At 63.1% G+C, this 24,542-nt stretch carries 22 protein-coding genes and 2 pseudogenes; 11 read left to right on the plus strand and 13 right to left on the minus strand.

Going from position 1 to position 24,542, the window contains the following annotated elements; all coding sequences use genetic code 11:
* Nucleotides 1-185: 185 nt before the first annotated feature.
* A complete protein-coding gene (locus NA637_RS18405) occupies nucleotides 186-1,520 on the minus strand; it encodes a DEAD/DEAH box helicase (RefSeq protein ID WP_256073765.1) in 1,335 nt (444 codons plus the stop codon).
* A 187-nt stretch (nucleotides 1,521-1,707) separates the two neighbouring features.
* The gene (locus NA637_RS18410) at nucleotides 1,708-2,181 is read right to left on the minus strand and encodes an NYN domain-containing protein (protein ID WP_045424243.1); all 474 of its coding nucleotides are present in this window, start codon (nucleotides 2,179-2,181) and stop codon (nucleotides 1,708-1,710) included.
* Between the two features lie 290 nt (nucleotides 2,182-2,471).
* Here NA637_RS18410 and NA637_RS18415 point away from each other — a divergent pair, with 290 nt between their 5' ends.
* Nucleotides 2,472-3,152 carry a YciC family protein gene (locus tag NA637_RS18415; protein ID WP_256073766.1) on the plus strand — a complete coding sequence of 227 codons (681 nt, stop codon included), beginning with the start codon at nucleotides 2,472-2,474 and terminating at the stop codon, nucleotides 3,150-3,152.
* Here the strand turns inward: NA637_RS18415 and NA637_RS18420 are convergent.
* On the minus strand, nucleotides 3,106-3,432 hold the full coding sequence (locus NA637_RS18420) for an SDR family NAD(P)-dependent oxidoreductase (RefSeq protein WP_423836749.1): 327 nt from the start codon (nucleotides 3,430-3,432) through the stop codon (nucleotides 3,106-3,108). The genes NA637_RS18415 and NA637_RS18420 overlap by 47 nt on opposite strands.
* Before the next feature lie 204 nt (nucleotides 3,433-3,636).
* A complete protein-coding gene (gene hrpB, locus NA637_RS18425; protein WP_256073767.1) occupies nucleotides 3,637-6,168 on the minus strand; it encodes an ATP-dependent helicase HrpB in 2,532 nt (843 codons plus the stop codon).
* 191 nt (nucleotides 6,169-6,359) lie between these two features.
* On the opposite strand from hrpB, the gene NA637_RS18430 reads away from it, so the two are divergent.
* The 4 genes from NA637_RS18430 (at nucleotide 6,360) to NA637_RS18445 (ending at nucleotide 9,070) form a co-directional block, all read left to right on the plus strand.
* Nucleotides 6,360-6,764, plus strand: a complete 405-nt coding sequence (locus NA637_RS18430; protein ID WP_256073768.1) for a polyribonucleotide nucleotidyltransferase — start codon at nucleotides 6,360-6,362, stop codon at nucleotides 6,762-6,764.
* The gene (locus tag NA637_RS18435) at nucleotides 6,764-7,675 is read left to right on the plus strand and encodes a cation diffusion facilitator family transporter (RefSeq protein ID WP_256073790.1); all 912 of its coding nucleotides are present in this window, start codon (nucleotides 6,764-6,766) and stop codon (nucleotides 7,673-7,675) included. Before NA637_RS18430 ends, NA637_RS18435 begins: the two co-directional genes overlap by 1 nt.
* Nucleotides 7,676-8,205: 530 nt before the next feature.
* Nucleotides 8,206-8,685 carry an Lrp/AsnC family transcriptional regulator gene (locus tag NA637_RS18440; protein ID WP_256073769.1) on the plus strand — a complete coding sequence of 160 codons (480 nt, stop codon included), beginning with the start codon at nucleotides 8,206-8,208 and terminating at the stop codon, nucleotides 8,683-8,685.
* A gap of 166 nt (nucleotides 8,686-8,851) precedes the next feature.
* Nucleotides 8,852-9,070, plus strand: a complete 219-nt coding sequence (locus tag NA637_RS18445) for a DUF2788 domain-containing protein (RefSeq protein ID WP_046161811.1) — start codon at nucleotides 8,852-8,854, stop codon at nucleotides 9,068-9,070.
* 40 nt (nucleotides 9,071-9,110) lie between these two features.
* Here the strand turns inward: NA637_RS18445 and NA637_RS18450 are convergent, their stop codons facing one another.
* Nucleotides 9,111-9,740, minus strand: coding sequence for a pseudouridine synthase (locus NA637_RS18450; RefSeq protein ID WP_272889202.1), 630 nt, complete (start codon nucleotides 9,738-9,740; stop codon nucleotides 9,111-9,113).
* 340 nt (nucleotides 9,741-10,080) lie between these two features.
* On the opposite strand from NA637_RS18450, the gene urtA reads away from it, so the two are divergent.
* The 6 genes from urtA to NA637_RS18480 all read left to right on the plus strand — a co-directional run bounded on the left by urtA (nucleotide 10,081) and on the right by NA637_RS18480 (nucleotide 16,788).
* Nucleotides 10,081-11,349: an urea ABC transporter substrate-binding protein gene (gene urtA, locus NA637_RS18455; RefSeq protein ID WP_256073770.1), complete on the plus strand. Its 1,269-nt coding sequence runs from the start codon at nucleotides 10,081-10,083 to the stop codon at nucleotides 11,347-11,349.
* Nucleotides 11,350-11,636: 287 nt separating this feature from the next.
* The gene (gene urtB, locus NA637_RS18460) at nucleotides 11,637-13,208 is read left to right on the plus strand and encodes an urea ABC transporter permease subunit UrtB (protein WP_256073771.1); all 1,572 of its coding nucleotides are present in this window, start codon (nucleotides 11,637-11,639) and stop codon (nucleotides 13,206-13,208) included.
* Between the two features lie 163 nt (nucleotides 13,209-13,371).
* Nucleotides 13,372-14,451 (plus strand): urea ABC transporter permease subunit UrtC, encoded by a 1,080-nt coding sequence (gene urtC, locus NA637_RS18465; protein WP_256073772.1) that lies wholly within the window; start codon nucleotides 13,372-13,374, stop codon nucleotides 14,449-14,451.
* The gene (urtD, locus tag NA637_RS18470) at nucleotides 14,448-15,293 is read left to right on the plus strand and encodes an urea ABC transporter ATP-binding protein UrtD (RefSeq protein ID WP_256073773.1); all 846 of its coding nucleotides are present in this window, start codon (nucleotides 14,448-14,450) and stop codon (nucleotides 15,291-15,293) included. Before urtC ends, urtD begins: the two co-directional genes overlap by 4 nt.
* Before the next feature lie 140 nt (nucleotides 15,294-15,433).
* Nucleotides 15,434-16,132, plus strand: a complete 699-nt coding sequence (gene urtE / locus NA637_RS18475) for an urea ABC transporter ATP-binding subunit UrtE (RefSeq protein WP_256073777.1) — start codon at nucleotides 15,434-15,436, stop codon at nucleotides 16,130-16,132.
* 104 nt (nucleotides 16,133-16,236) lie between these two features.
* Complete coding sequence (locus NA637_RS18480; protein ID WP_423836750.1) at nucleotides 16,237-16,788, plus strand: aminotransferase class III-fold pyridoxal phosphate-dependent enzyme; 552 nt, start codon at nucleotides 16,237-16,239, stop codon at nucleotides 16,786-16,788.
* Here NA637_RS18480 and NA637_RS18485 read toward each other — a convergent pair.
* From NA637_RS18485 to NA637_RS18520, 8 genes and pseudogenes are all read right to left on the minus strand, one after another.
* Nucleotides 16,746-17,048: pseudogene (locus NA637_RS18485) on the minus strand (IS110 family transposase); the annotation flags it as partial. The gene NA637_RS18480 and the pseudogene NA637_RS18485 sit on opposite strands and share 43 nt — an antisense overlap.
* Nucleotides 17,049-17,491: 443 nt before the next feature.
* The gene (locus NA637_RS18490; RefSeq protein ID WP_256073778.1) at nucleotides 17,492-19,033 is read right to left on the minus strand and encodes a phospholipase D family protein; all 1,542 of its coding nucleotides are present in this window, start codon (nucleotides 19,031-19,033) and stop codon (nucleotides 17,492-17,494) included.
* A gap of 74 nt (nucleotides 19,034-19,107) precedes the next feature.
* Nucleotides 19,108-19,570: pseudogene (locus NA637_RS18495) on the minus strand (transposase); the annotation flags it as partial.
* Nucleotides 19,571-19,678: 108 nt separating this feature from the next.
* The gene (locus NA637_RS18500; protein WP_256073779.1) at nucleotides 19,679-20,287 is read right to left on the minus strand and encodes a PqiC family protein; all 609 of its coding nucleotides are present in this window, start codon (nucleotides 20,285-20,287) and stop codon (nucleotides 19,679-19,681) included.
* Nucleotides 20,284-21,969, minus strand: a complete 1,686-nt coding sequence (locus NA637_RS18505; RefSeq protein ID WP_256073783.1) for an intermembrane transport protein PqiB — start codon at nucleotides 21,967-21,969, stop codon at nucleotides 20,284-20,286. The genes NA637_RS18500 and NA637_RS18505 overlap by 4 nt, the downstream gene beginning before the upstream one ends.
* A complete protein-coding gene (locus NA637_RS18510) occupies nucleotides 21,944-22,561 on the minus strand; it encodes a paraquat-inducible protein A (protein WP_256073785.1) in 618 nt (205 codons plus the stop codon). Before NA637_RS18510 ends, NA637_RS18505 begins: the two co-directional genes overlap by 26 nt.
* Entirely contained in the window at nucleotides 22,558-23,220 is a 663-nt protein-coding gene (locus tag NA637_RS18515; protein WP_256073786.1) for a paraquat-inducible protein A, read from the minus strand. The genes NA637_RS18510 and NA637_RS18515 overlap by 4 nt, the downstream gene beginning before the upstream one ends.
* Before the next feature lie 588 nt (nucleotides 23,221-23,808).
* Nucleotides 23,809-24,542, minus strand: a 734-nt coding sequence (locus NA637_RS18520; RefSeq protein WP_256073787.1) for a TetR/AcrR family transcriptional regulator, incomplete at its 5' end; no start/stop codon positions are given.

The following is a 24,542-nucleotide window of genomic DNA, read 5'->3' on the forward strand; positions in this document are numbered from 1 at the left end:
ACATCGCAGCCTTGTACGCCAACTGCCGCCGGAACTCGAAGAAGCTCATATCGGCAATGGAGCGAGCCAAGTGACGCCCGGCGTCACGCGCAATCAGGCAAACCGGCGCTCATCCATTGTTGCCATCTCAATGCGACAAACACGCAACGAGCTGACACGCCCGCACGGCGCGCCACCCGCCTCGGTCAGCGCTTTTTGGTCGGCTTCGTTCCGCCCAGGCTCGGCACCTTGCGGATCGGCTTGGCGTTGGGCTTCTCGCTCTCATCGAACCAGTTGCCCAGATGAACACGGCCTTTGCCAGCCGACTCGTTAGGCTTCTTCGGCTTCTTCGGCTTTTTCGGTTTCTTGATGATCTGCCCGCCCGGCTGGGTGGTCGGCACCCGATGATCCGGGACGAAACCCGGCTCGTCGTGGCGCGGCAGAACTTGCTGAATCAGCGTCTCGATGGCTGCGAGTTGATCGACCTCATCGGCGGCGACCAGCGACACGGCCTCGCCGGTTGCGCCCGCCCGGCCTGTCCGGCCGATACGGTGCACATAGTCCTCGGCCACGGTAGGCAGGTCGAAATTGACCACCTGTGGCAGGTCATGGATATCCAGGCCTCGCGCGGCCACATCCGTGGCCACCAGCACCTGCACTTCGCCCGCTTTGAAACGTTCCAGCGCGCGCAACCGCGACGCCTGCAGCTTGTCGCCATGGATCGCGTCGCTGCTGATGCCCTGCGCCTGCAACTCATCCACAAGCTGGTCGACGCCCTTGCGCGTCTTGACGAACACCAGCACCTGCCCCCAGCGCTTTTCCGCCAGCAAGTGCAGGAACAGCTCGGACTTGCGCTTCTTGTCCACCGGCACCAGCCACTGCTTCACGGTGTTCGCCGCAGCATTGCGCGGGCTAACCTCGATGGACAGGGGATCGCGCAGCAGCTTCTGCGCCATCTGCCGAATCGGGTCGGAGAAGGTTGCAGAAAACAGCAAGGTCTGGCGCTTTTTCGGCAGCGCACTGAACAGCGCGTCCAGCTCTTCGGAAAAGCCGAGGTCGAGCATCCGATCGGCCTCGTCCAGCACCAGCGCCTGCACCTGGCTGAACTTCAGCGCGTTCTGTCGATACAGATCCAGCAACCGCCCGGGCGTGGCGACCAGCACGTCGATGCCCTTGCGCAAGGCCATCATCTGCGGATTGATGCTGACGCCGCCGTAGACCGCATAGGTGCGCAGCGGCAGGTTCTGGCCGTAGGTTCTGAAGCTCTCATGCACCTGCTCGGCCAGCTCACGGGTCGGCACCAGCACCAGTGCGCGGACCGAATTGCTCGCCACTTGCGGCCCTTCGTGCAGCAGCCGCTGCAACAGCGGCAAGGCGAAACCCGCGGTCTTGCCAGTGCCGGTCTGCGCGGCGGCCATCAGGTCGCGGCCCTTGAGCACAGCCGGAATCGCCTTGGCCTGGACCGGCGTCGGCTGGCTGTATTCAAGCGATTCGAGGGTACGTAGCAACTGATCGATCAGGCCCAAAGAGGCGAAGGTCATGACGGTAACCGGAAGGACAAAATACGAGGTGGGCAGTTTAACCGCACTGCAAGCTGCAAGCTGCAAGCTGCAAGCTGCAAGCTGCAAGCGAATCAGTGTGCGGGCATTCGGGAAAGGCTCGGCAAGCGCTTTCGCTTTGAGCTCGCTTTTGCTTTCGCCTGAAGCCTGAAGCCTATAGCCGCCTCTTCTACCGCAACAACAGCTTGCCCTCGATGGGCACGTAACGCGACGCCGCGCGAATCAGCGAGTTGGCTGTCAGGCCCGGCGCACCATACGCCGTCGCCTCGGCGCCGCCAGCGCGCACCCGGTCGAGCAGCAGATCGAAGTCACCATCTCCTGACGCCAGCACCACTTCGTCGACCTGCCCCACCACGTCCAGCACGTCGATGGTGATCCCGACATCCCAGTCGCCCTTGGCCGAGCCGTCGCTGCGCTGGATATAAGGTTTTAGCTTCACGGTGAAGCCGAGGTTACGCAGGATCTGCTGGAACTGCTGCTGCTTGGCATCCCCCCGATCGATGGCATAGGCATAGGCCTCCACGATCTCGCCGCGCTCACTGACGTCGGCCCACAACGCTGCGTAGTTGAAATGGCAGCCGTGGGCCTGGCGCACCGTGTAGTAAAGGTTCTGCACATCAGCAAACAGGGCGATCTTCTTCACGCGGCAACCCGAGCGGAGGAATGGCCAGTCAGTATGGACTGCGTTAGCGCGGCTGTCGCCGGCCGGTCGTTTGGGCTCGTCAGGCCATTGAAAACTACGTTGGCAAGGCTTCGTAAAAAACAGTCTGGATTGCCAGCCCGGTCAAAATGCTCGTTTGGAACCCTACCCTCTGCGGCTGCGGCTGCTTTGACTCGCGATGGTCGTTACACCTCGTCTTGCCTGAATCGCCTACTTTTCCAACGGCCTGCTAAAGTGCGCGCCTGGTTTTTCCCACGAGTTGCCGCCCTGCGATGAATGTCCTGTCCATCCTCCGTGACGCCTGGTTCTTCTACTCGCGCAATTTGCTGTCCATTGCACGCCTCTGCCTGCCGCTGATTCTGCTGGAGAGCCTCGCCCGCCTGGCCATCGACCATCTGTTCGGCAAAGGTGCGATGCCGGCACAGGAGCTGCTGATCGGGCTCGTCTTCTATCCGCTGTATATCGCCGCTTTGATCCTGTTCCTCGATGCGCGCAGCCGCGGTCATGCGCCGCCGCTGCGCGAGGTGATGAGGCGTGCATTGCCGCTGTGGCCGTCGATGGCGGTACTGGCCGGGCTCGGTACCTTGCTGATCATGCTCGGCGCCTCGCTGTTCGTGCTGCCGGGGCTGTGGGTGATGGTCAAGATCGCCTTTGCGGAATACCTGTTGGTGATGCGCGGCCTGAGTCCGCTGGCGGCACTGAAGGAAAGCTTGCTGCAGACCCGTGGACATCTTCTGCTGATTCTCGGCTGCATCCTCGCCGTGCTGGTGCCGCTGTGGCTTCTGGAAGCCTGGGTGGCCGCACAGTTCTGGGCGGGCGAGACAGCGCCTGGAGCGCTCGCCGTGGTGGTCGACAGCCTGATCGGGCTGGTGCAGCTGTTGGCGACGGTGGTGCTGTTCCGCTGCTTTATGCTTTGCAGCGAACCAGGCGGCGATCAGAAGCAGCAACGTTGATCGGCAAGGCGGCAGAACGCGATTCGACCAACCAGTTGACCGCCATGATCCGTTCGAACACCGCCCGGCTGGCGTCGGCGACCCGGCTGCGATGGGTAATACCCGCATTGTTGATCAGCAGGTCGATACCGCCGAAGCGCTCCACCAGCAGCGCAATGGCCTGCTGCACCGCTGCGGCATCCGACACATCGCAGCGCAGCCCTAGCGCATCGGCGTCGTAATGGTCTGTAAGGTGCCGTACCAGCCCGTCAATGGCATTTTGATCGCGATCGAGCTGCATAAGGTCGCCATTCGCTTCATCGTGTCCCGCCACACTGAAGACAGCCAGGCGCTGGCCGACTCACTGGACCGAGCCTATGCCGAGATGTCAGCAGCCGGTGAGGGCCTGAGCCTGCCGAAGCAGAGTCCAGGCGGCAGCTGAGCGCTTGCGGGGGACCGGAGATGGCCGTCCTCCTGGTGAAGCCTAAGGATCGACGCCGCTCCATCAGGTCCCGCGCTGTTTGGTACGGGCGGTGGGCTCCGCTACCAGCGGGTCATCGGGCCAATAATGTTTCGGGTAGCGACCTTTGAGGTCTTTTTTCACTTCGGCGTAGGTATTCGCCCAGAAGCTGGCCAGGTCCTGCGTCACCTGCACCGGACGGCGAGCCGGTGACAACAGATGCAGCTTCACCGGCTGACGCCCGCCGGCGATGCGCGGTGTATCGCCCAACCCGAACAGCTCCTGCAAGCGCACCGCCAGCACGGGCGGCGACTCGCTGTAATCGAGCCGCACCCGCGACCCCGAGGGCACGGCGAGGGTGACCGGCGCCAGTTCGTCGAGGCGCCGTGGCAACGGCCAGGGCAACAAGGTGGCGAGCATGGCTTCCAGATCCAGCTGGGCGAAATGTGCCAGCCGCGACACCTTGCCCAGATAGGGCAATAGCCAATCCTCCAGCCGAGCCAGCAGGGCTTCATCGCTGACATCCGGCCAGTCGCTGGTATCGCCAGAGGCCAGATCGAGCGCCCTGAGCAGGCTGATACGCGCCTGCCACTGGCGCAGTTCCGGCGTCCAGGGCAGCAACTCCAGGCCCTTGCGCCGGACCAGCCCGAGCAGCGCGCGGCACCGGGCCTCGTCATCCAAGCCCGGCAAGGGCTCACGGCTGAGCACCAGCTCGCCGACCCGCCGCTGCCGCTCGGCCCGCAGCCCCCCTTCGCGCTCGTCCCATTCCAACTCGTCGCGTTGGCTGACCATCTCCGCCAGTTCCTCATCGAACAAGCTTGGGTCCAGCGCGGCGGCGCGATAGATGCGTTCCTCGCGCTGGCCCTGGCGGCTGCCCAGTTCGGCGATCACCAGCCAGGGCTCCTTCATCAAGCCATCCGGCTCACCGAATACCGCGGCGCGACCGTTGGCCAAGCGGTATTCGCCACCGCTCTCGCGCCGCTGACGGGCAATCCGGTCGGGATAGGCGTACGCCAGCAGCGCGCCATGCCAGCGATGATCGGACGCATCGGCGGTAACCACACCCGAAGAGCCGCGCAACAAGCCCCGAAACTGTCGGGCCAGTTGGCGGACGCGCTGCGCACCGGCATGCCGGCCGGCGCTGCCGTCGAGCAACCCGAGACGCGTGGAAATATCGGCTCCGCCACCGCGCTGGCCACCGGATTGAATGTCTCGCTCGACCAGCAGCGCGGCGAGATCAGCCGCCAAGGGCGCGAGCCCCATCGCCTGGCCACGTAACAAGAGATGAGCGATACGCGGGTGCGCCGGCAGCTCGGCCATGGCCTGACCATGAGCGGTCAACTGCCAGCCGCCACGGGCGTTGCGACTGAGCGCGCCGAGGCGCTGCAGCAGTTCCTGTGCCTGGGCGTACGCAGCGGCAGGAGGCTTGTCCAGCCAGGCCAGCTCGTCCGGCTCGACACCCCAGCGCGCCAGCTGCAGCGCGACGCCGGCCAGATCCGCCTGTAGGATTTCCGCGACGCCATAGGCGGCCAGCTGTGCGTGTTGAGCTTCGGACCACAACCGATAACACGCGCCGGGCTCCAATCGCCCCGCACGCCCAGCCCGCTGAGTTGCCGAGGCACGGGAGATGCGCCGGGTTTCCAGCCGGGTCATGCCGCTGCCGGGATCGAACCGCGGCACCCGCGCCAGCCCGGCATCGACCACCACCCGCACGCCTTCGATGGTCAGGCTGGTCTCGGCGATGTTGGTCGCCAGCACCACCTTGCGCTTGCCCGCAGGCGCCGGTTCGATGGCCGCACGCTGGGCGATCAACTCCAGTTCGCCGTGCAGCGGGCAGAGCATCACCTCGCCTCGCTCCCCCAGCTGCTCGGCCAGCATCTCGTTCACGCGGCGAATCTCGGCCTGCCCCGGCAGGAACACCAGAACGCTGCCGGGCTCTTCATCCAGCGCCTGCAACACAGTCTGCACCACCCGCGACTCGATTCGCTCACCCGCCTGAAACGGCCGGCCCCAGCGCTGTGCCACCGGATACATGCGCCCTTCGCTGCGCACCACTGGCGCGTCGTCCAACAGGCTCGACAGACGGGCACCTTCAAGGGTGGCGGACATCAGCAGGAGCTTGAGCGGCTGATCTCGCAGCAGCACGCGTGCGTTCAGGGTCAGCGCCAGGGCCAGATCGGCATCCAGGCTGCGCTCGTGAAATTCGTCGAAGATCACCAGCCCAACGCCTTCCAGCGTTGGGTCATCCTGCAAGCGGCGCGCAAGAATGCCTTCGGTCACCACTTCGATACGGGTGTTCGGCCCGACCTTGCTCTCCAGCCGGATGCGATAGCCAACGGTTTCGCCGACCTTCTCGCCCAGCTCGCTGGCCAGTCGCTCGGCGGCCGCGCGGGCAGCAAGACGCCGTGGTTCGAGCATCAGGATCGACTGCCCGGCGAGCCACGGCTCGTTCAACAAGGCCAGCGGCACGCGGGTGGTCTTGCCGGCGCCCGGCGGCGCTTCGAGCACCGCTTCATCGCGGGTTAGCAGGGCCTGGCGCAGCGCCGGCAGGGCTTCATCGATGGGCAAGGCAATCATGGCAACTCCGCTTTCAGGCCGCGATTATAACGGGCAGAAGCCTCAGCGCAGCGGCGAACAGCGTCATGCCCCAGGTGAAGCAACGATGCCGAACAGAGCGGACAGCGGGACTGTCTGATATCGACAAAACATCACGCAGCCCTTGTCTTGTCCTTGTCTTGTATAGTTGCGCCACTTTCCCGGAGGTCCCTATGCAAACTCGTTCCCGTGTCATCGGCGGCGTGCTGGCCGTCTCCCTGTTCACCCAGCTGACCGCCTGCGGCACGCTGTTCTACCCCGACCGCCGTGGCCAGATCGATGGCCGAATCGATCCGGCAATTGCTGCAGCCAATGCCGTCGGCCTGCTCTTCTATCTCATCCCCGGCCTGATCGCCTTTGGTATCGACTTCGCCACCGGCGCGATCTATCTGCCTGACGACAACTACTCCATGGCCCCGGGAAAACTGCAGGAAGCCATTGGCGCGGACGGCAGCATCGACCAGGCCAAGCTCAAGGCCATCATCGAATCCGCAACCGGCCGTAGCTTGCCGCTGGATGATCCTCGCTTGATCCAGCACCACGGCAGCGCCGCCTTTGGGCTGCGTCCGGCCGCATGATGCAGCACACCCGCGAGCGCAAAGGGGTCAGCGCCGAGCACGCAAGGCTGATGCGCCGCGCCACACACCTGGCGCTGGCCGTGGCACTGACGCTTGCTGCCAGCAAGGCGCTGGCCTGGTGGCTGAGCGGCTCGGTCAGCCTGCTGGCCGGGCTTACCGACTCGCTATTGGACGGTGCCGCCTCGCTGCTTAACCTGTTAGCCGTGGGCTACTCGCTGCGCCCCGCCGATGACGGTCATCGCTACGGTCATGGCAAGGCCGAAGCCCTGGCCGGGCTCGGCCAGGGTGCATTCATTTCCGTGAGTGCGATTCTGGTCTGCGTTCAGGGTGTGGACCGCATGCTGCACCCGCAGCCGCTGGGTGCGCCGACACTGGGCATCGCCGTCATGCTGTTGTCGTTGGTGCTGACCGTGGCGCTGTTGATGTATCAGCGCCATGTGGTGCGAGAAACCGGCTCCACGGCGATTCGCGCCGATTCGCTGCACTACCGCTCGGATCTGCTGCTCAACAGCAGCATTCTTGTCGCGCTGGTGCTGGCCGGTTACGGCCTGGAACGTCTGGACGCCGTCTTCGGTATCGCCATTGCGGTGTACATCTTCTGGAGCGCGCTGAGCATCGTGCGAGAGGCAGGCGCGGTGCTGATGGATACGGAGCTGCCCCCCGAGATCAGCGAGCATATGCATCAGCTGGCCTGCGATGTACCCGGCGTGGTCGGCTGTCACGACCTGCGCACCCGTGTTTCCGGCACCCGCTGGTTCGTGCAGATGCACCTGGAATTGCCGGGCGAGCTGCCACTGATCGAGGCGCATGCGCTGTGCGATCAGGTCGAGGCGGCGATCCACGCCAGGTACCCCCGCGCCGAAGTGCTGGTCCATGCTGATCCGCTTGAGGCGGTCAGGCCGATGGGGTGACGGTTTCGGAACTTGGGTTTGGGGATGGATCGTTTTCAGAGCCGATTTGCGAATAGGTTGTTGGCTTGGTTTCGCCCAGCAGGGCGAAACCAATGCCTCGTCCAGCTCGGCAATAGGGATCGCCTCAGCTTGCAGGATGGGTGCAACCCATGGGTGATGGGCTTCGCCCATCCTACGTTCGGTCAAGACGTCTTAATCGATATCGGGTGTAGGCCTCAGCCACCAAACAATCACCAAAACTAAAGAGACCACGCCTGGGCGTGGTCTCTTAGATTCGTTGGGCCGATGGTAACGGCTTCTTCTCCCACGCCTCGTGAGCGTCGGGGGCCCGGACCGATAACCTCGGTAAGGTATGCGGTTGGCGCGGCGGGGTAAGTACCGCGTCAGTTCTGCCGGGGGCTGAAGTTGGATAAAGCTTACGCCCCGCCACCGGCAGGTGATTGCGAAAACCGCTGATATTCATGTCAGTTGCGCAATCATTGCGCGCGGGTGCATAGTTATACGCAATTAAACCCCGCAGGCAGCCAAACATGAGCAAACTAGACCGTTATGACCTGCGCATTCTGCAGGAACTGCAGCACGAGGCGCGCATTTCCAATCAGGATCTGGCCGAGCGTATCGGGCTGTCGCCCTCGCCCTGCTCGCGACGCGTCAAGCAGCTCGAGGACGACGGCTACATCACCCGCCAAGTCGCACTGCTGGACCGCAAGAAGCTCGGCCTGACGCTGACCGCCTATGTACTGATCGGCATGGACCGACACACACCGGAGCGCTTCGAGCACTTCGAAACTGTGATCGGCAAGCGCCCGGAAGTACTCGAGTGCAGCCTGGTGACCGGAATGGATGCCGATTACCAACTCAAGGTTGTGGTGCCGGACATGGAGCACTATCAGGCTCTCCTGCTCGGCTCCCTGACCCGTATCGAAGGGGTGTCGAGCGTGCGCTCGAGCTTCGTGCTGCGGCAGGTGTCATCGAGCACCGAGCTGCCGCTGGAGCATTTGCGAAGCTGAGACCCATTGCCGCGGCCGGGCCTCGTGACGGGGCGTTGGCGTATACTTGCCACCGCCTTGTTGCTATGCCCCGCGCGTCATAAAAATAGAGCCCTGCTCACCCATAAACGCCCGCCCGTTGTCATAGCTGCTGTCGTTTAACCGGACTTAGCACGCGGAGCGTTTGATGGAGCCTGAAGTATTTGAGAAGTGGATGATGATCGTCCTGGTCGGCGGCCTGATGGCCTTCATGGCGTTCATCATCTGGGACCTGGCCAAGAAATCGAAGGCCGGTCGCCTCGGCACGGCCATTCTGTTTCTGGGCCTGGGGCTGTGCCTGTTCGCCTTCCTCGCCAAGCCGATCATCGGCTACGTCATCGAAGTGACACAGGGCATTCCGCACTGATCCGCTGAAGTCGTTTGAACAGAGCACAACGGCCGGCGCCTCACAAATGCGCCGGCACCTGCCGCCATTCGCCCGGCTGCAAATCGTCCAGAGACCAGGGCCCGATCCTGACCCGCACCAGCCGCAGCGTCGGCAACCCGACCGCAGCAGTCATCCGCCGTACCTGACGATTGCGGCCCTCCCGAATCACCAGCTCCAGCCAGCAGGTTGGCACCCTCTTGCGAAAACGCACCGGTGGATTACGCGGCCAGAGTGCGGGCTCGTCGAGCTGCCGCGCTTCGGCCGGCAGGGTCATGCCGTCATTGAGTTCGACCCCGTCGCGCAGGCGCTGCAACTGCTCAGCGGTCACTTCGCCTTCCACCTGGACCCAGTAGGTTTTTGCCAGCTTGTGCCTGGGATCGGCAATCCGCGCCTGCAACTGCCCGTCGTTGGTCAGCAGCAACAGACCCTCGCTGTCCCGGTCCAGACGCCCGGCCGGATAGACGCCCGGCACCTGCACGTAATCCTTCAGCGTCGCGCGGCCATCGGCATCGTTGAACTGGGTAAGCACGTCGAAGGGCTTGTTCAATATCAGCAGACGCGGCTCGACGGGCGGCACCTTGGCCACACGACGAGGTTGTGATCGCGCCGCTGCAGAGCGCGGTGGACGGGGGCGAGACGTGCGAGGCATGGCGGAGCCTTTATTAGCAGGCCGGCCATGCTAGGACGGGCATTGCCGACCAGCAAGGCCCAGCGTGCTTGGCCGATCAGATACCAATCAACCGGACCGGATCGCTGCTGCGGCCGCGATCGGCACCCCAAAAGCGCCTGGCGTGCGCCATGAAGACGCCAGGCGCACCGTTATCGAACAGCGCCGCGCCCATGCCTCGTTAGGGTGCATTTCCAGAACCGGGCGCAAAGCACCGAAACAGAAGGCTTGCAGGTAAATTGGCACGGATGCTGCGACTGGGCTTCTCGTCCCCAAGGACCAACCCCACAGTTGCGCATGGACAGCCAAGGAGCCGCCCACCATGAAACGCCGTCCCCTACTGAAGTCCACCCTCGCCGCCAGTGCCCTGATGCTCAGCGGTCTGTTCCCCTTCACCCTGCAGGCCGCCGAGACCATCAAGGTCGGCATCCTGCATTCATTGTCCGGCACCATGGCCATCTCGGAAACGTCGCTGAAAGACATGGCGTTGATGGCCATCGACGAGATCAACGCCAAGGGCGGCGTGCTCGGCAAGCAGCTCGAGCCGGTGGTGGTCGACCCGGCCTCCAACTGGCCGCTGTTCGCGGAAAAGGCCCGCCAGCTGCTGACCCAGGACAAGGTCGCGGTGACCTTCGGCTGCTGGACGTCCGTTTCGCGCAAATCCGTACTGCCGGTCTATGAAGAGCTCGACGGCCTGCTCTTCTATCCGGTGCAGTACGAAGGCGAAGAGCTGTCGCCCAACGTCTTCTACACCGGCGCCGCGCCGAACCAGCAGGCCATCCCGGCGGTCGAATACCTGATGAGCGAAGACGGCGGCGGCGCCGAGCGCTTCTTCCTGCTGGGTACCGACTATGTCTACCCGCGTACCACCAACAAGATCCTGCGCGCCTTCCTGATCAGCAAGGGCGTGCCGGAATCGAACATCGAAGAGGTTTATACCCCCTTCGGCCACAGCGATTACCAGACCATCGTCGCCGACATCAAGAAGTTCTCCGCCGGCGGCAAGACCGCCGTGGTATCGACCATCAACGGCGACTCCAACGTGCCCTTCTACAAGGAACTGGCCAACCAGGGCCTGGAAGCCACCGACGTTCCGGTCGTGGCTTTCTCGGTCGGTGAAGAAGAACTGCGCGGCATCGACACCAAGCCGCTGGTCGGTCACCTGGCTGCCTGGAATTACTTCCAGTCGGTGGAGAACCCGGTCAACGAAGCCTTCGTCAGCAAATGGAAGGCCTATGCCAAGGCCAAGAATCTGCCGGGCGCCGACAAGGCGGTGACCAACGACCCGATGGAAGCCACCTATGTCGGCATCAACATGTGGGCACAGGCGGTCGAGAAGGCCGGCAGCACCGAGGTGGACAAAGTGCGCGATGCACTCGCCGGGCAGACCTTCAAGGCACCGAGCGGATACACCCTGACCATGGACGAGAAGAACCACCACCTGCACAAGCCGGTGATGATCGGCGAAGTCCAGGATGACGGTCAGTTCTCGGTGGTCTGGGAAACCGACAGCCCGGTGCGCGCGCAGCCGTGGAGCCCCTACATTCCCGGCAACGACAAGAAGCCGGACTACGCGGTGAAGAGCAACTGACGACAGAGGCGCTGGAGGCTGGAGGCTGAACGAATACGCCATCCCGTTCGTAACGATCCGTAGGGTGGGCTTCAGCCCACCGATGGCGTCTTCGGTGGGCTGAAGCGGAACACTGCCCGGCCCACCTACGAGACTGATTGCTGCTTTCATTGCGGTGGATGGATGAAGCGCCATCCACCCTCGGCTTTGTAGAGTGGATCGGAACGCGGAGTCGACGCCTTTTTCATCACCTGCCGACCATCACAAGCTCCACCAAGAGAGCTACGGGGTCCCTGGGGAACAAACGAATGAACACTGCCCTGTACCGATTATTGCTGCTGCTCCTGTTGGCCCTGCCCTGGGCCGCCCACGCCGGAGACGCCGCCGATTACGCCAAGGCCAGCCCGGCCAAGCAGGCCAAGCTGCTGGAAAGCTGGGCCGTCGCGCCCGCACCGGAGCGCCTGGAACTGATCGAAGCGCTACGCGCCAGCCGCGTGGTGATCGACAAGAACAAAAAGCCGTTTATCGAAGAGAACGGCGAGTATCGCGCACTCGAAGGCGACGCCGAGCCTGTCGGCACGCCGAAGAAGCTGCGCCTGAACAACCGCCTGCGCGGGCTGCTCAACACCGCTCTGGCCAGCCACCAGCTGTTTTCCGACGACCCCTTGCAACGCCTCAGGGCCGCCAAACGCCTGCAGCGCAGCGGCAAGCCGGAACAGCTCGGGCTGCTGCAGCAACGCCTCGAAGCCGAAGAAGACCCGGCCGTGAGCGAAGCCCTCACCTTGACCCTGGCGAACCTGCAATTGAGCGCTGAAGATCCGGCCGTGCGCCTGGCCGCGGTGCGCCTGCTCGGCGAAACCGGTGCGCCACTGGCGCGGGTGCGGCTGGAAAACCTGCTGGCCGATGAAACGGAAACCGACGCCGGCGTGCGCAAGGCCGCGGAAACCAGCCTGGCCCAGGTCAAACGCAAGCTGCTGATCGGCGAATTGCTTGGTCAGGCCTTCAGCGGCCTGTCGCTGGGCTCGATCCTATTGCTCGCCGCCCTCGGCCTGGCCATCACCTTCGGCCTGCTGGGCGTGATCAACATGGCTCACGGCGAGATGCTGATGCTCGGCGCCTATACCACCTATATGGTGCAGGTGCTGATGGGCCGGCTCGCGCCCGACGCCCTGGCGTTCTATCCGCTGGTAGCGCTGCCGGTAGCCTTTTTCGTCACCGCCGCGATCGGCATGGCGCTGGAACGCACGGTGATCCGCCACCTTTACGGCCGCCCGCTGGAAACCCTACTGGCCACCTGGGGCATCAGCCTGATCCTGATCCAGCTGGTGCGCGTGCTGTTCGGCGCGCAGAACGTCGAAGTGGCCAACCCCGGCTGGCTGTCCGGCGGATTGCAGGTGCTGCCGAACCTGGTGCTGCCGTACAACCGCATCGTCATCATCGGCTTCGCGCTGTTCGTGGTGCTCTTGACCTGGCTGTTGCTGAACAAGACGCGCCTGGGGCTGAACGTGCGCGCGGTAACGCAGAACCGCAACATGGCCGCCTGCTGCGGCGTGCCCATCGGGCGCATCGACATGATGGCCTTCGGTCTCGGTTCCGGCATCGCCGGGCTCGGCGGCGTGGCGCTTAGCCAGATCGGCAATGTCGGCCCGGACCTCGGCCAGAGCTACATCATCGATTCCTTCCTGGTGGTGGTGCTCGGCGGCGTCGGCCAGCTGGCCGGCAGCATCTTCGCCGCCTTCGGCCTCGGCATCGCCAACAAGCTCCTCGAACCGCAGATCGGCGCCGTGCTGGGCAAGATCCTCATCCTCGCGCTGATCATCCTGTTCATCCAGAAGCGTCCGCAGGGCCTGTTCGCGCTGAAAGGGAGGGTGATCGATTGAAGACCTACCTCCCCTCCCTCGTAGGAACGATGAGGGAGGCCCAGTTCTCGCTAGCGGTCAATGTGCTAGCCAGCAACCACGCAGGATCGCCAGCACGCTGGCTCCTACGGGGCAGCCTACGAATCGGCGTCCCCGTCATCAACCTGCGGCAGGAGTGCCACATATGAACCAGCCACTTACCCTCACCGCCGCGCAGAAGGCTGGACCGAAACTCACCGCCGTCGCACTTGGCCTCGTGCTCATCATCCTGCTGGCCATGCCGCTGCTGCACCTGCTGCCGGCGGACAACGCCTTCCATGTCTCGGCTTACACCCTGACCCTGGTCGGCAAGATTCTCTGCTACGCCATCGTTGCCCTGGCGCTGGACCTGGTCTGGGGCTACGCCGGGCTGTTGTCCCTCGGCCACGGCCTGTTCTTCGCCCTCGGCGGTTACGCCATGGGCATGTACCTGATGCGCGAAAGCGCCGGCGACGGGCTGCCCGCGTTCATGAGCTTTCTCGCCTGGACCGAGCTGCCCTGGTACTGGTACGGCACCTCCAGCTTCCTCTGGGCGATGTGCCTGGTGGTGCTGGTTCCGGGCGTACTGGCCTTCGTGTTCGGGTTTTTCGCCTTCCGCTCGCGGATCAAGGGCGTGTACTTCTCGATCATGACCCAGGCGCTGACCTTCGCCGGCATGCTGCTGTTCTTCCGCAATGAAACTGGCTTTGGCGGCAATAACGGCTTCACTGGTTTTACGCGGATCCTCGGCTTCGACATCACCGCACCGGCCACCCGCGCGGTGCTGTTTTTCGCCACCGTGTTGCTGCTAACCGGCAGTTTGCTGCTAGGTTGGAAGCTCGCGCAGAGCAAATTCGGTCGTGTGCTGACCGCACTGCGGGATGCGGAAAACCGCCTGATGTTCTGCGGCTACGATCCGCGCGGCTACAAGCTGTTCATCTGGACCCTGTCCGCCGTGCTCTGCGGCCTGGCCGGCGCGCTCTACGTGCCGCAGGTCGGCATCATCAACCCCAGTGAAATGGCGCCGACGCAATCCATCGAGGCTGCCGTCTGGGTCGCCCTGGGCGGACGTGGCACGCTGATCGGCCCGCTGCTGGGCGCCGGTATCGTCAACGGCATGAAGAGCTGGTTCACCGTGGCCTTCCCCGAGTACTGGCTGTTCGCCCTCGGCGCGCTGTTCATCATCGTCACCCTGTACCTGCCGAAAGGCGTCATCGGATTGCTGCGCCGGAGGGGCGAACAATGAAAACCGCACCCGTACCCGAATTGATCGATCCGATCGACACCCACGGCAGCGGCCGCGATGCCATCGGCCTCGGCCGAGCGAAGAGTGCCGGGCTGGATGCCCGCCACGGGACCATCCTCAGTCTGGAAGGCATCAACGTCAGCTTCGACGGCTTCAAGGCGCTGACCGACCTCAGCCTCTACATCGGCATCGGCGAACTGCGCTGCATCATCGGCCCCAACGGCGCCGGCAAGACCACCATGATGGACGTCATCACCGGCAAGACCCGTCCCGACAGCGGCACGGCCTTCTTCGGCGACACCCTCGATCTGACGCGCATGAGCGAAGTGGAAATCGCCCAATCCGGCATCGGTCGCAAGTTCCAGAAGCCCACGGTGTTCGAAGCGTTGTCGGTGTTCGAGAATCTGGAGCTGGCGCAGAAGACCGACAAGTCGGTGTGGGCCAGCCTGAAAGCCAAGCTCAACGGCGAGCAGAAGGACCGCATCGACGAGGTGCTGACCACCATTCGCCTGGACAGCTCGCGCAATCGCCCCGCCGGGCTGCTGTCCCACGGCCAGAAGCAGTTCCTCGAGATCGGCATGTTGCTGATGCAGGACCCGCAACTGCTCTTGCTCGACGAGCCGGTCGCGGGCATGACCGACGCCGAAACCGAGTTCACCGCCGAGCTGTTCAAGAGCCTGGCGCGCAAGCATTCGCTGATGGTGGTCGAGCACGACATGGGCTTCGTCGACACCATCGCTGACCACGTCACGGTGCTGCACCAGGGCCAGGTACTCGCTGAAGGCTCGCTCGAAACCGTGCAGAACGACGAGCGGGTGATCGAGGTGTATCTGGGGCGGTAAAGACAAAAAACCGATAGAACCGCTAGAGGCTAGAGGCTGGACGAAAGAGCGCAAAGCAACGCCGCGCTGCGTTTTCGTCCAGCCTTCAGCCTTCAGCCTTCAGCCTTTAGCCTTCAGCGGCTTTCACAGGAAAAAGAGCCATGCTCCAAGTCCAGCAACTGCATCAATACTACGGCGGCAGCCACATTCTCCGCGGCCTGTCGTTCGACGCGCAGATCGGTGAAGTCACCTGCCTGCTCGGGCGCAACGGCGTCGGCAAGACCACCTTGCTCAAATGCCTGATGGGCCTGATCCCGGCCAAGGAAGGGAAGGTCGAATGGGAAGGCAAGGCCATCACCGGCTTCAAGCCGCACCAGCGCGTGCGCGCCGGCATCGCCTACGTGCCGCAGGGGCGGGAGATCTTCGGCCGACTGACCGTCGAGGAAAACCTGCTGATGGGCCTGTCCCGCTTCAGCGCCAAGGACGCCAAGGAAGTGCCCGAGTTCATCTACGAGCTGTTCCCGGTCCTCAAGGAAATGAAGCACCGTCGCGGCGGTGACCTCTCGGGCGGCCAGCAGCAGCAGCTCGCCATCGGCCGCGCCCTGGCGAGCAAGCCGCGACTGCTGATCCTCGACGAACCCACCGAAGGCATCCAGCCGTCGGTGATCAAGGAGATCGGCGTCGTGATCAAGAAGCTCGCCGCCCGCGGTGACATGGCGATCCTGCTGGTCGAACAGTTCTACGACTTCGCCGCCGAGCTGGCCGACCAGTACCTGGTGATGAGCCGCGGCGAAATCATCCAGCAAGGTCGCGGCGAGACCATGGAAGCCGAAGGCGTAAGAAGGCTGGTCGCGATCTAGCGTCTTGGGCGAATAAATTTCGCCCCTACGGATAAGGCGACCCCCATTCAGCCACACCGGCCGCAAGCCATGTTCCGGCGCTTCATTACCGCGCCGAGGCCGACATGAGCAGGCCCGTCACCAATGACTATGTCCGTTCGTTGGATTGCCAGCACGTTTTTCACTACTGGTCGATTCAGGGCTCGCTGAACCCTCTGGTAATCGCTGGTGGGGAGGGCTGCCGCCTGTGGGACCATGATGGCAACCGCTATCTGGATTTCAGCAGGCAGCTGGTCAACACCACCATCGGCCACCAGCAGCCGAAGGTGATCGCTGCCATCAAAGCGCAGGCGGACAGCCTGTGCACGGTCGCACCGGCCACTGCGAACCTGATGCGCAGCGAAGCGGCCAAGCGGATTCGTGCCCGCGCCCCAGCCGTTTTCAGCAAGGTGTTCTTCACCAACGCCGGTGCCGACGCCAACGAAAACGCCATGCGCATGGTGCGGCAGTTGACCGGTCGCGACAAGATCCTCTCGGCCTATCGCTCGTATCACGGCAACACCGGCGCGGCCATCGTCGCCACGCTCGATGCCATGGCTGAGGAAGGCATGGTCGATAATGCCGGATTTACTGTACGCCCAGAGGTATGCCGGGTAGCACGCGAGTTGGCCAGATAAACGTCGAATCCCCGCGCATCCGGCACTTCAAAAAGGGGGATCCAGTAGACGCCAGTCGCCTCCATGGCCACCCCATTGATGCCCATCGATGTGAGCCAACCAGCCAGCGCAATCAGATCATCGGTGAAGGTCGAAAACTTGCGGACCGGGTTATCGCTCCGCTCAGCATCGACCGCCGCAAAGTGTTCCCGGCTGCCGACATCGATGCCCGCGCAGTCACGGTGGATAATCTCGAAGCGTTTTTGATTCTTGCGCGCCATGGCAATTCCTTGCAGGATCGGAAGGCGCGCGGGGTACACGGTGGCGAAAGGGTTCACTCTCTCATGCGTGGTCACAGCTGGCTGTGCCGACAATGACTCCACGCCGATACCGTGCGGACCACTCTCCTACGCGGGGTGCAGTCACACCAGTGCCGCTTACGGTCTCTGCCCCGCGCGTACTTTAACGCTAGACCCATCCCCAGTTTGCTGCGCGACAGCCCGGCGCCTGGACGACGGGTGATCTCCTACTCGATTGGTGTCGATCCTTTGCGCCCGTGCCTTTGTCGGCGCGTCCCGCTGATGGGTGCAACTTCCCAAGCTCAGCGTGCACCGTGCCGAATCATGGCGAGTGGCCAATCAACAAGCGAGCGCCTTGCGGAGCTCGTCGAGCTGAATCGCAGCAGGGTAGCGGGGCCACTAAGTGGCGTATGCCGATACCTCGCTCAAAGCATCCACTCGATCGGCAAAATCGAAAGGAGCGATACGGCGGTGCGCTTCCAGAAGCCGGTTTCGGGCTCGGAGTCATGACGCACCTCCTCACCGTCACGATTCTCGATCCAGTAGATTTGGCCGCCGCTCGATAGCCGTACCTCGTAGGCGCTCAAAGGTATCGATTCATCGAATGCTTTCTCGATCGCGTCCGCCATGGTCGGGCTTTCGATGACGAAGCCGAGCTCGGTGTTCAGGTTCGCTGAACGTGGGTCGAAGTTGAACGAGCCGATGTACACGCGCGCCTGATCAACCGCGAACGTCTTCGCATGCAGGCTCGAACCGGAGCTGCCGAATGCACCGGCACTTTCGTTGCGTTTATTGCCGGATGCCAAGCGACGCATCTCATAAAGGACTACGCCACCTTTGAGCAATGCCTTGCGCCGCTTCGCATAACCGGCGTGGACCGCGGCAACGTCCGTCGCGTCCAGCGAATTGGTCAATACCCTCACGCTGACGCCCCGTTTGGCCATGCCTGTGAATACATCGACGCCCTCGGTGGTGGGGACGAAGTAGGGCGAGACCAGCTCTACGTGGCTCTGCGGGCTGCCAAGGATGCCTCCTAACTGATGAATCATCAGCTCGCTCGGCACCGCTTTACCGAGTCCCTTCGCAGGATCATCGCTGACCATTCGCGTATCGGCCCACTCGAAGTCCAGCTTTCCCTCGAGCAGGCCTGTGATGAACCCGGAGTCGCGGATGGCTCGTATATATTCGGCAGCCGCAGGCGATTCTGCTGTCTTTTTCGCGGCGGCCGCCACCGACGTCAGCGCCGAGCCAACGGCTGGAGGCAGGATCAAGTCGACTGGATAGGAGGAGCCACTGGCCCAATAGCGGTCAAAGTCGGTGGAAACGTCAGCCACTACCGGGCCGACGGCCAGTACGTCGAGGTCGGCGAACAGTATGCCTTCGGTGGCGCCGAAGTATTCATCGCCCACGTTCCGCCCGCCGATGATGCTGGCCTGGCTGTCAGCGGTGAATGACTTGTTGTGCATTCTCCGGTTAGCACGCATGAAGTTGGTGACATAGCCGATCGCCTTGGCCTTGCGAAACACAAACGGATTGAACAGGCGAATCTCGATATTGGAATGGCTGTTCAGTGCGGCCAGCTCGGTATCGACGCCGCTGGTACCGTTATCGTCGAGCAACAGACGCACCCGCACGCCGCGTTCGGCAGCGGCGCGCAGCTCGTCGAACAGCAGCGTGCCGGTGATGTCGCCATGCCAGATGTAATACTGCACATCGAGCGTCTTCTCAGCAGCCCTGGCGAGCAAGGCGCGAGCGGCAAATGCGTCGTGCGGATCGCTCAATGCATGGATGCCGGACTTCTTTGGATTGGCGCGTGCGCGGGGAGCAACGGCGCGGCCGAGTGGCGTTTCCAAGGTCTCTACCTGGTCCAGAGCGCTGGCGGTCGAGCGGTTGTCCAGAGGAGGCAAGTTGCATCCGCCCAGTGGCGCAAGCAAGGTGAAGAAAACCATAAGGTTCCGCCAGAGCATGTTTTGAACCTGTATCAGGGCCTGATTTCCGGGGCGACGAGGGTGTCCCGGATTGTGTGTAAACGGTATTTCCATCAATCCTGCATCAATCGATCTTCGAACTGGGATACTGAAGCGATTCAGGGCCGCTTTCCAGTTCCGTATCGGCATCGTCCACTTCTTGCTGATGTTGTTCAGCGCCAGATAAAACAGCTTGCTCACGGCCTCGTCAGTGGGGAACGAGGCCCGGGTCTTGATCACCCCAGGCTTTCGGGTAGACCGTTTCGATCGCCTCTGGGAAGCCGTTGAGGCCGTCCACGCAGGCGATAAAAATGTCCTGCACGCCACGGTTCTTCCGCTCGGTGACTACCTGCAACCAGACCTTGGCACCCTCGGTTTGGGCGATCCGAAGTTCCAGTACCTCTTTGTGCCCGTTCATTTGACCTCGATAGCCAGGTACACCGCCTTGGTCCGCACCGCGCCGGCATCGCGCACTTTGACGTGGATACAGTCCGGATACAGGATCGGGTACAGCGGATCAAGAGGCCTGCCCTGCCAGAGACTGCCAACAAGGCGGCGAAGACTTTTCGGAAGTTGGCTGGGTTATCGCTGCGCCCATGCGCGACGGGACCGCTACAGATCGCTGCGGTAGGCGGCGGGCCCGCTTCAACGGCAACCGAAGCTCGGATCCTCGACCCATTGCCTTGCAGTCGTGGCGATCGCGTCCGCCAAGGCGGCAACGGCACGTTGATGGGCTGCGACCAGTTCGTCCAGTTCGGCACCGGCAGGCTCTGCCAATACGCTGGAACAGGTCAGATTGCGTTGCTGCTCCTCGCCTCGACTCAAGCTTAGGTTCCACACCACGTCCAGGGTGGCCTGGCCGCCGGATTCAGACTCAAAGCGCCGAACATCGGTACGCAGGCGTAACAGCGGCTGGCCGGTCTGCTTGGGCATGCCAGCCAGATCCCGTACCCCCAGCCGGCGTTCTAGCTCCATAGCCAGAGCATCGTGTAGCTCATCGGCAAGCGGCGAGGCCCAGCGAGCACTTTCCAGAATTGCCAGGCTGCCAGTGCCTTGCCGCACCATCAGGCTGGGCTGGTCCACCTGAACTGGAATGCGGACCGGCAGCATTTCGAACTGGAAACCCGCTGAGGTAGCGGTCACGTGCGACGCCTGCGGCTGGTCGCCGATCAGCGTGTAGTAGCGTGCCGGTGCCGAGCTGCAGCCACTGAGGGTTACAGCCGCCAAGGTCAGGGAAAGGGCGCGCGAGATCATTGTTGTGGCTCCGTGACGAGTTCGCGGGACGTGGCGTTGCCGCTGTAGTTGGCAGGCGAAGCGTCTTCGCCACGGCCGCGGATCAACGCTTCCGGATGACGGCCGAGGAAATCCGCCAGCACTCGCACGGAGCGGGCGGTACGCTGCATTTCTTCCAGCGCCTGGCCGAGTTGCTGACGTTGCGGCGATTCATCCGATAACGCCTGATTGGTGTTGGCCAGGGTTTTCTGTGCCTGGTCCAGGGTACCCTGAATTTCCGGCAGCACCTGGGTGTTCACTTGGGCAAGGGTCTTGCGCAGCTCGATGAGGCTGCCATCCAGGTTTTTTGCCAGGGAGTCGACGGGAACCTTGCTGAGCTTGTCGACCATGGCCTGGAGCTGCTCCTGAAGCCTGTCGAAGCTCCCGGGCACTGTAGGTATTTGCAGCGGGCGGGCCTTCGGATCGAAGACGGACCCAGGGGCGCGCGGATCGAAATCCAACGAGATATAGAGCTGGCCGGTGAGCAGATTGCCGGTACGGGCCTGGGCCCGCAAGCCTCGCTCGACCAACCCGCTCAGCAGTTGCGCAGTATGCTCCTCGGTATCGCCACCAACCTGCTGCACCAGTTTTTCGTGTGCTCCGCCCAGGCGCTTTGGATAGATCACCGCGCCGACGATCTGTGGAAAACTTTCGGTCCTGGCATCGTAATCGAGCTTCACGGACACCACCCGGCCGATGTCAACCCCCAGGAACTCCACCGGAGCGTCGACTCGCAGCCCTCGCAAGCTCTGGGCAAAGCGCATCTGAATATACCGGGGTTCACCGTCTGATGGCGCCAGGGCGCTCTGCACATTGGGGAACAACGGGAAACGGGCAAGTTCTTTGACGGGGGCTGCGTCTGGGCTGTACTCCGGCTGACGGAAGGCGATGCCGCCGGCGAGGATGCTGGACAGCGTCTGGGCGTTGACTTGCAAGCCGTTTGCGCTGACGTTGACGTCGATGCCGCTGGCATTCCAGAAGCGTGTGTCATCGGTGACGAAAGCGTCATAGGGCGCGTTGACAAAGATTTCCACTTCGACACCCTTGCCATCGGAAGACAGCTCGTAGCCGACCACCTGGCCCACTTCGAAGCGCCGGAAATAGACCGGCGAGCCGATGTCCAGCGAGCCCAAGTCGCTGGTCTGTAGGGTGAAGCGCTTGCCTTTGGCGCCGTAGGTGACTGGCGGCGGTGCTTCGAGGCCGATGAAGTCGCGACGACTGGTTTTCGCACGCCCGGCGTCGGCGCCGATGAAGGCGCCTGATAACAGTGTATCGACCCCCGAAACGCCGCGGCTGCCGATGCGTGGGCGTACCACCCAGTACTGGCTGTCTTCGCGGGTGAAGGACTGGGCGCTGTTGTCCAGTTCGACGGTGGCGATGACCCGCGTGCGATCCTCGCTGAGCTCGATGCCAGTGACCAGGCCGATCACCACATTCTTGTACTTGACCTGGGTCTTGTTGGCCTCCAGGCCCTCGGCGGTTTCGAAGCTGATGGTGATCTGCGGTCCGGCCGACAGCCAGCTGTGCAGCACCATGGACAGGCCGACCAGGACCGCGGCGATGGGCACCAGCCAGACCAGCGAGAACTGCCAGCGGCGTTCCCGGATCTGTGGCTCGCGTGGCTGCGGTTGGGGCTGATTAGCGGACATCGTATTCCTCTGCATCCCAGATCAGTCTGGGGTCGAAGGTCATGGCAGCCATCATGGTGAGAACCACGACCACGCCGAAAAAAAGAATGCCGATACGCGGCTCTATGCTGCTCAAGGTCCGAAACTGCACCAGCGCGGCCACCAGGGCGACCACCAGCACGTCGAGCATCGACCAGTAGCCTATCAGTTCGACGAAGCGATACAGCCCGGCTCGCTCGCGCATGGCCCAGCGGCTGCGCCGTTGTGCAGTGATCAGGAGCAAGCCCAGTACGAAGAATTTGATGCAGGGCACCACCACGCTGGCGATGAAAATCAGCAGGGCGATATCCCAGGAGCCCCCTTTCCAGAATTCGACCACTCCGCTCAGGATCGTGTTTTCAGTGCCGCTGCCGAACATGTCCGTATACATCACCGGCAGGGTGTTGGCCGGAATATAGAAAACGATGGCGGCGATCAACAGGGCCCAGGTACGGGCGTAACTGTTCAATTTGCGCCTGTGCACCAGGGCATCGCAGCGCGGGCAGTGGGCATCACAGGAGCGGCAGGCGTAGCCGCAACCATGGCACAGGCACAGGCCCAACTGGCCGGCATAGGGCGGCAGGTTCATTGGGGTGTGACCCCCAATTCGTCCCATAGCCGGCGCACGTCGCGCCCGGCAATCAGGATAATGAGAATGGTCAGCATGGCCATGGCCCAGAGGCCGGCGCCCGGCGATACGTTGAGCATGCCGGCCAGTTTGATGATGGCCACCAGGATACCCAGCAAGCAGACCTCAAGCATGCTCCAGGGGCGCAGGTGTTCCAGCGCCCGCATGCAGACGCCAAAGCCCGGGGCGGTCCGGCCAGCCCGCGCATGCCCCAGCACCCAGATGAGCAGGGCTATCTGCAGCAGGGGTGCGAAGATGATCGCCAGGCCCGCGACCAGGGCGACCGGCGTGATGCGGCCATGGGCCAGAGCCCGCACCGACTCCCACAGGGTCGCCTCGTTGCTCAGGCCCTGGAGGCTGATGTGGATCACAGGGAAAAGGTTGGCCAAGGCAAAGAGAATGCCCGCGGCGATGGTCAGGGCCAGCAGTTGATCGCAGCTCAGGCGCCGACCACGTTCAAGCAGCGCGCCGCAGCGCAGGCAATGGGCAGTCTGCTTGCGTGCCAGGGGCTGGCGACGATAGACCGAATCACAATGCTCGCAGATCAGCAGGCAGGCTTGCTCCGCGCAGGCCTGCGGACCTGCTTCGGGTTCGCCGGGTTCCGGGGTAGTGGTAGGCATTGGGGCTCCGGGCGTTGGGGCAGGTCGCTGTTGGATCGGCCTGCCGTGCAGGAGTTCGCTGGAAGCCCACTGCCGCGATAGCACCGCGCCAATGGCGAGAGCTGTACGGAGACTGAGTCAGTAGCGCGGCTGGCATCGAGCGGCGATGATAGCGCAATGCGACTGCGGGATGCACATGGTCGGGACGCCCATGCCAGGTCAACTCGATTTGATAGCTCGCGCCCTTCCACTGGTAGCTTGCGCCGTGCCGTGCCGTTTCGGCGGCTGTCGGGCGTTCGGCTTCATCAGTTTCGGCCGCCGCCCCTCCTATGCGCGTACCCCACGCCCTGATTGGCGGTTGAATGTCGATCCCCTCGACAAGGGCTGCAGCGATTTGATGGTTCCAAAGCGCGAAGACCGGACCGTCTTGGCTAGTTTCTCCAGCACCTGAGTGGCCTGCTAATGACCGGGACATGCGGCGCGTCGCACAGGCTCTCATCTGAAGTTCGGCCAGCCGCTCAAATTCCCCTCCACGAATCCCCTCTAGAGGATCATGCCGAGCTGCGTGGAACGGATCGAAGCGCTTCGCAGTGGGCTCTGTCTGGTCGGTCAACAACCGAGCGTGTCGAGATAACCGGTCAGAGCACGGGGTATCTCCTGCAGCCAGATCCGCTCCCGGCTTTCGTCCGCTTCTGGAATCGAATGGAACAGTCCGGCGGGTATGGATAACAGTACCGCGCTATACGCACGCAAGTCCTCGGCACTCGCGTCGGGCAGCCTCACGCGCAGAACCTTTTCATAGATCGACCGCACCGCGGCGCGAAGCGCTGGCGAAGGTAGATGCCTGTCACCCAGGGTCGGGCTGAGCAGCACGTGGATATCCGGATGGCAACTGATATGTTCAAGAAAGGGAACGATGAGCCGCTCCACCATCTGCGCCGTAGAAAGGCACTTCCAGACCTGATCATCGATCTGCTCCAGTCGCTTGGTGATGGCGAACAGCGCGTCGGTGTGACGTTGATTGAGTGCGGCGAGGACGCTTTTCTTATCTGGAAAGAAGTGATAGAGCGAGCCAATAGAGGTACCCGACTCCTTGGCGAGATGATGCATCGTAAGGCCCGCTTCGCCATCACGCTGTAATATCCTTGAGCAGGCATCCAGAATGGAGGCGACACGCTCGTGTCCACGGTCCTGCTGCGGCTGGCGCGGCGTCCGGCCTGCTTTGGCAGATGCATGCGTGATGGGCGCTGTTTTGTCCGTCATTGAGGTCTTGCCGGCCGGTGGGACTGAAATGCTAGCGGAAGGTGGTACAGTGCGCCGCAATACTAGACCCATTATTCTAG

This window comes from Stutzerimonas stutzeri (assembly GCF_024448935.1).
In the GTDB taxonomy this organism is placed as follows: Bacteria; Pseudomonadota; Gammaproteobacteria; order Pseudomonadales; family Pseudomonadaceae; genus Stutzerimonas; species Stutzerimonas stutzeri_AO.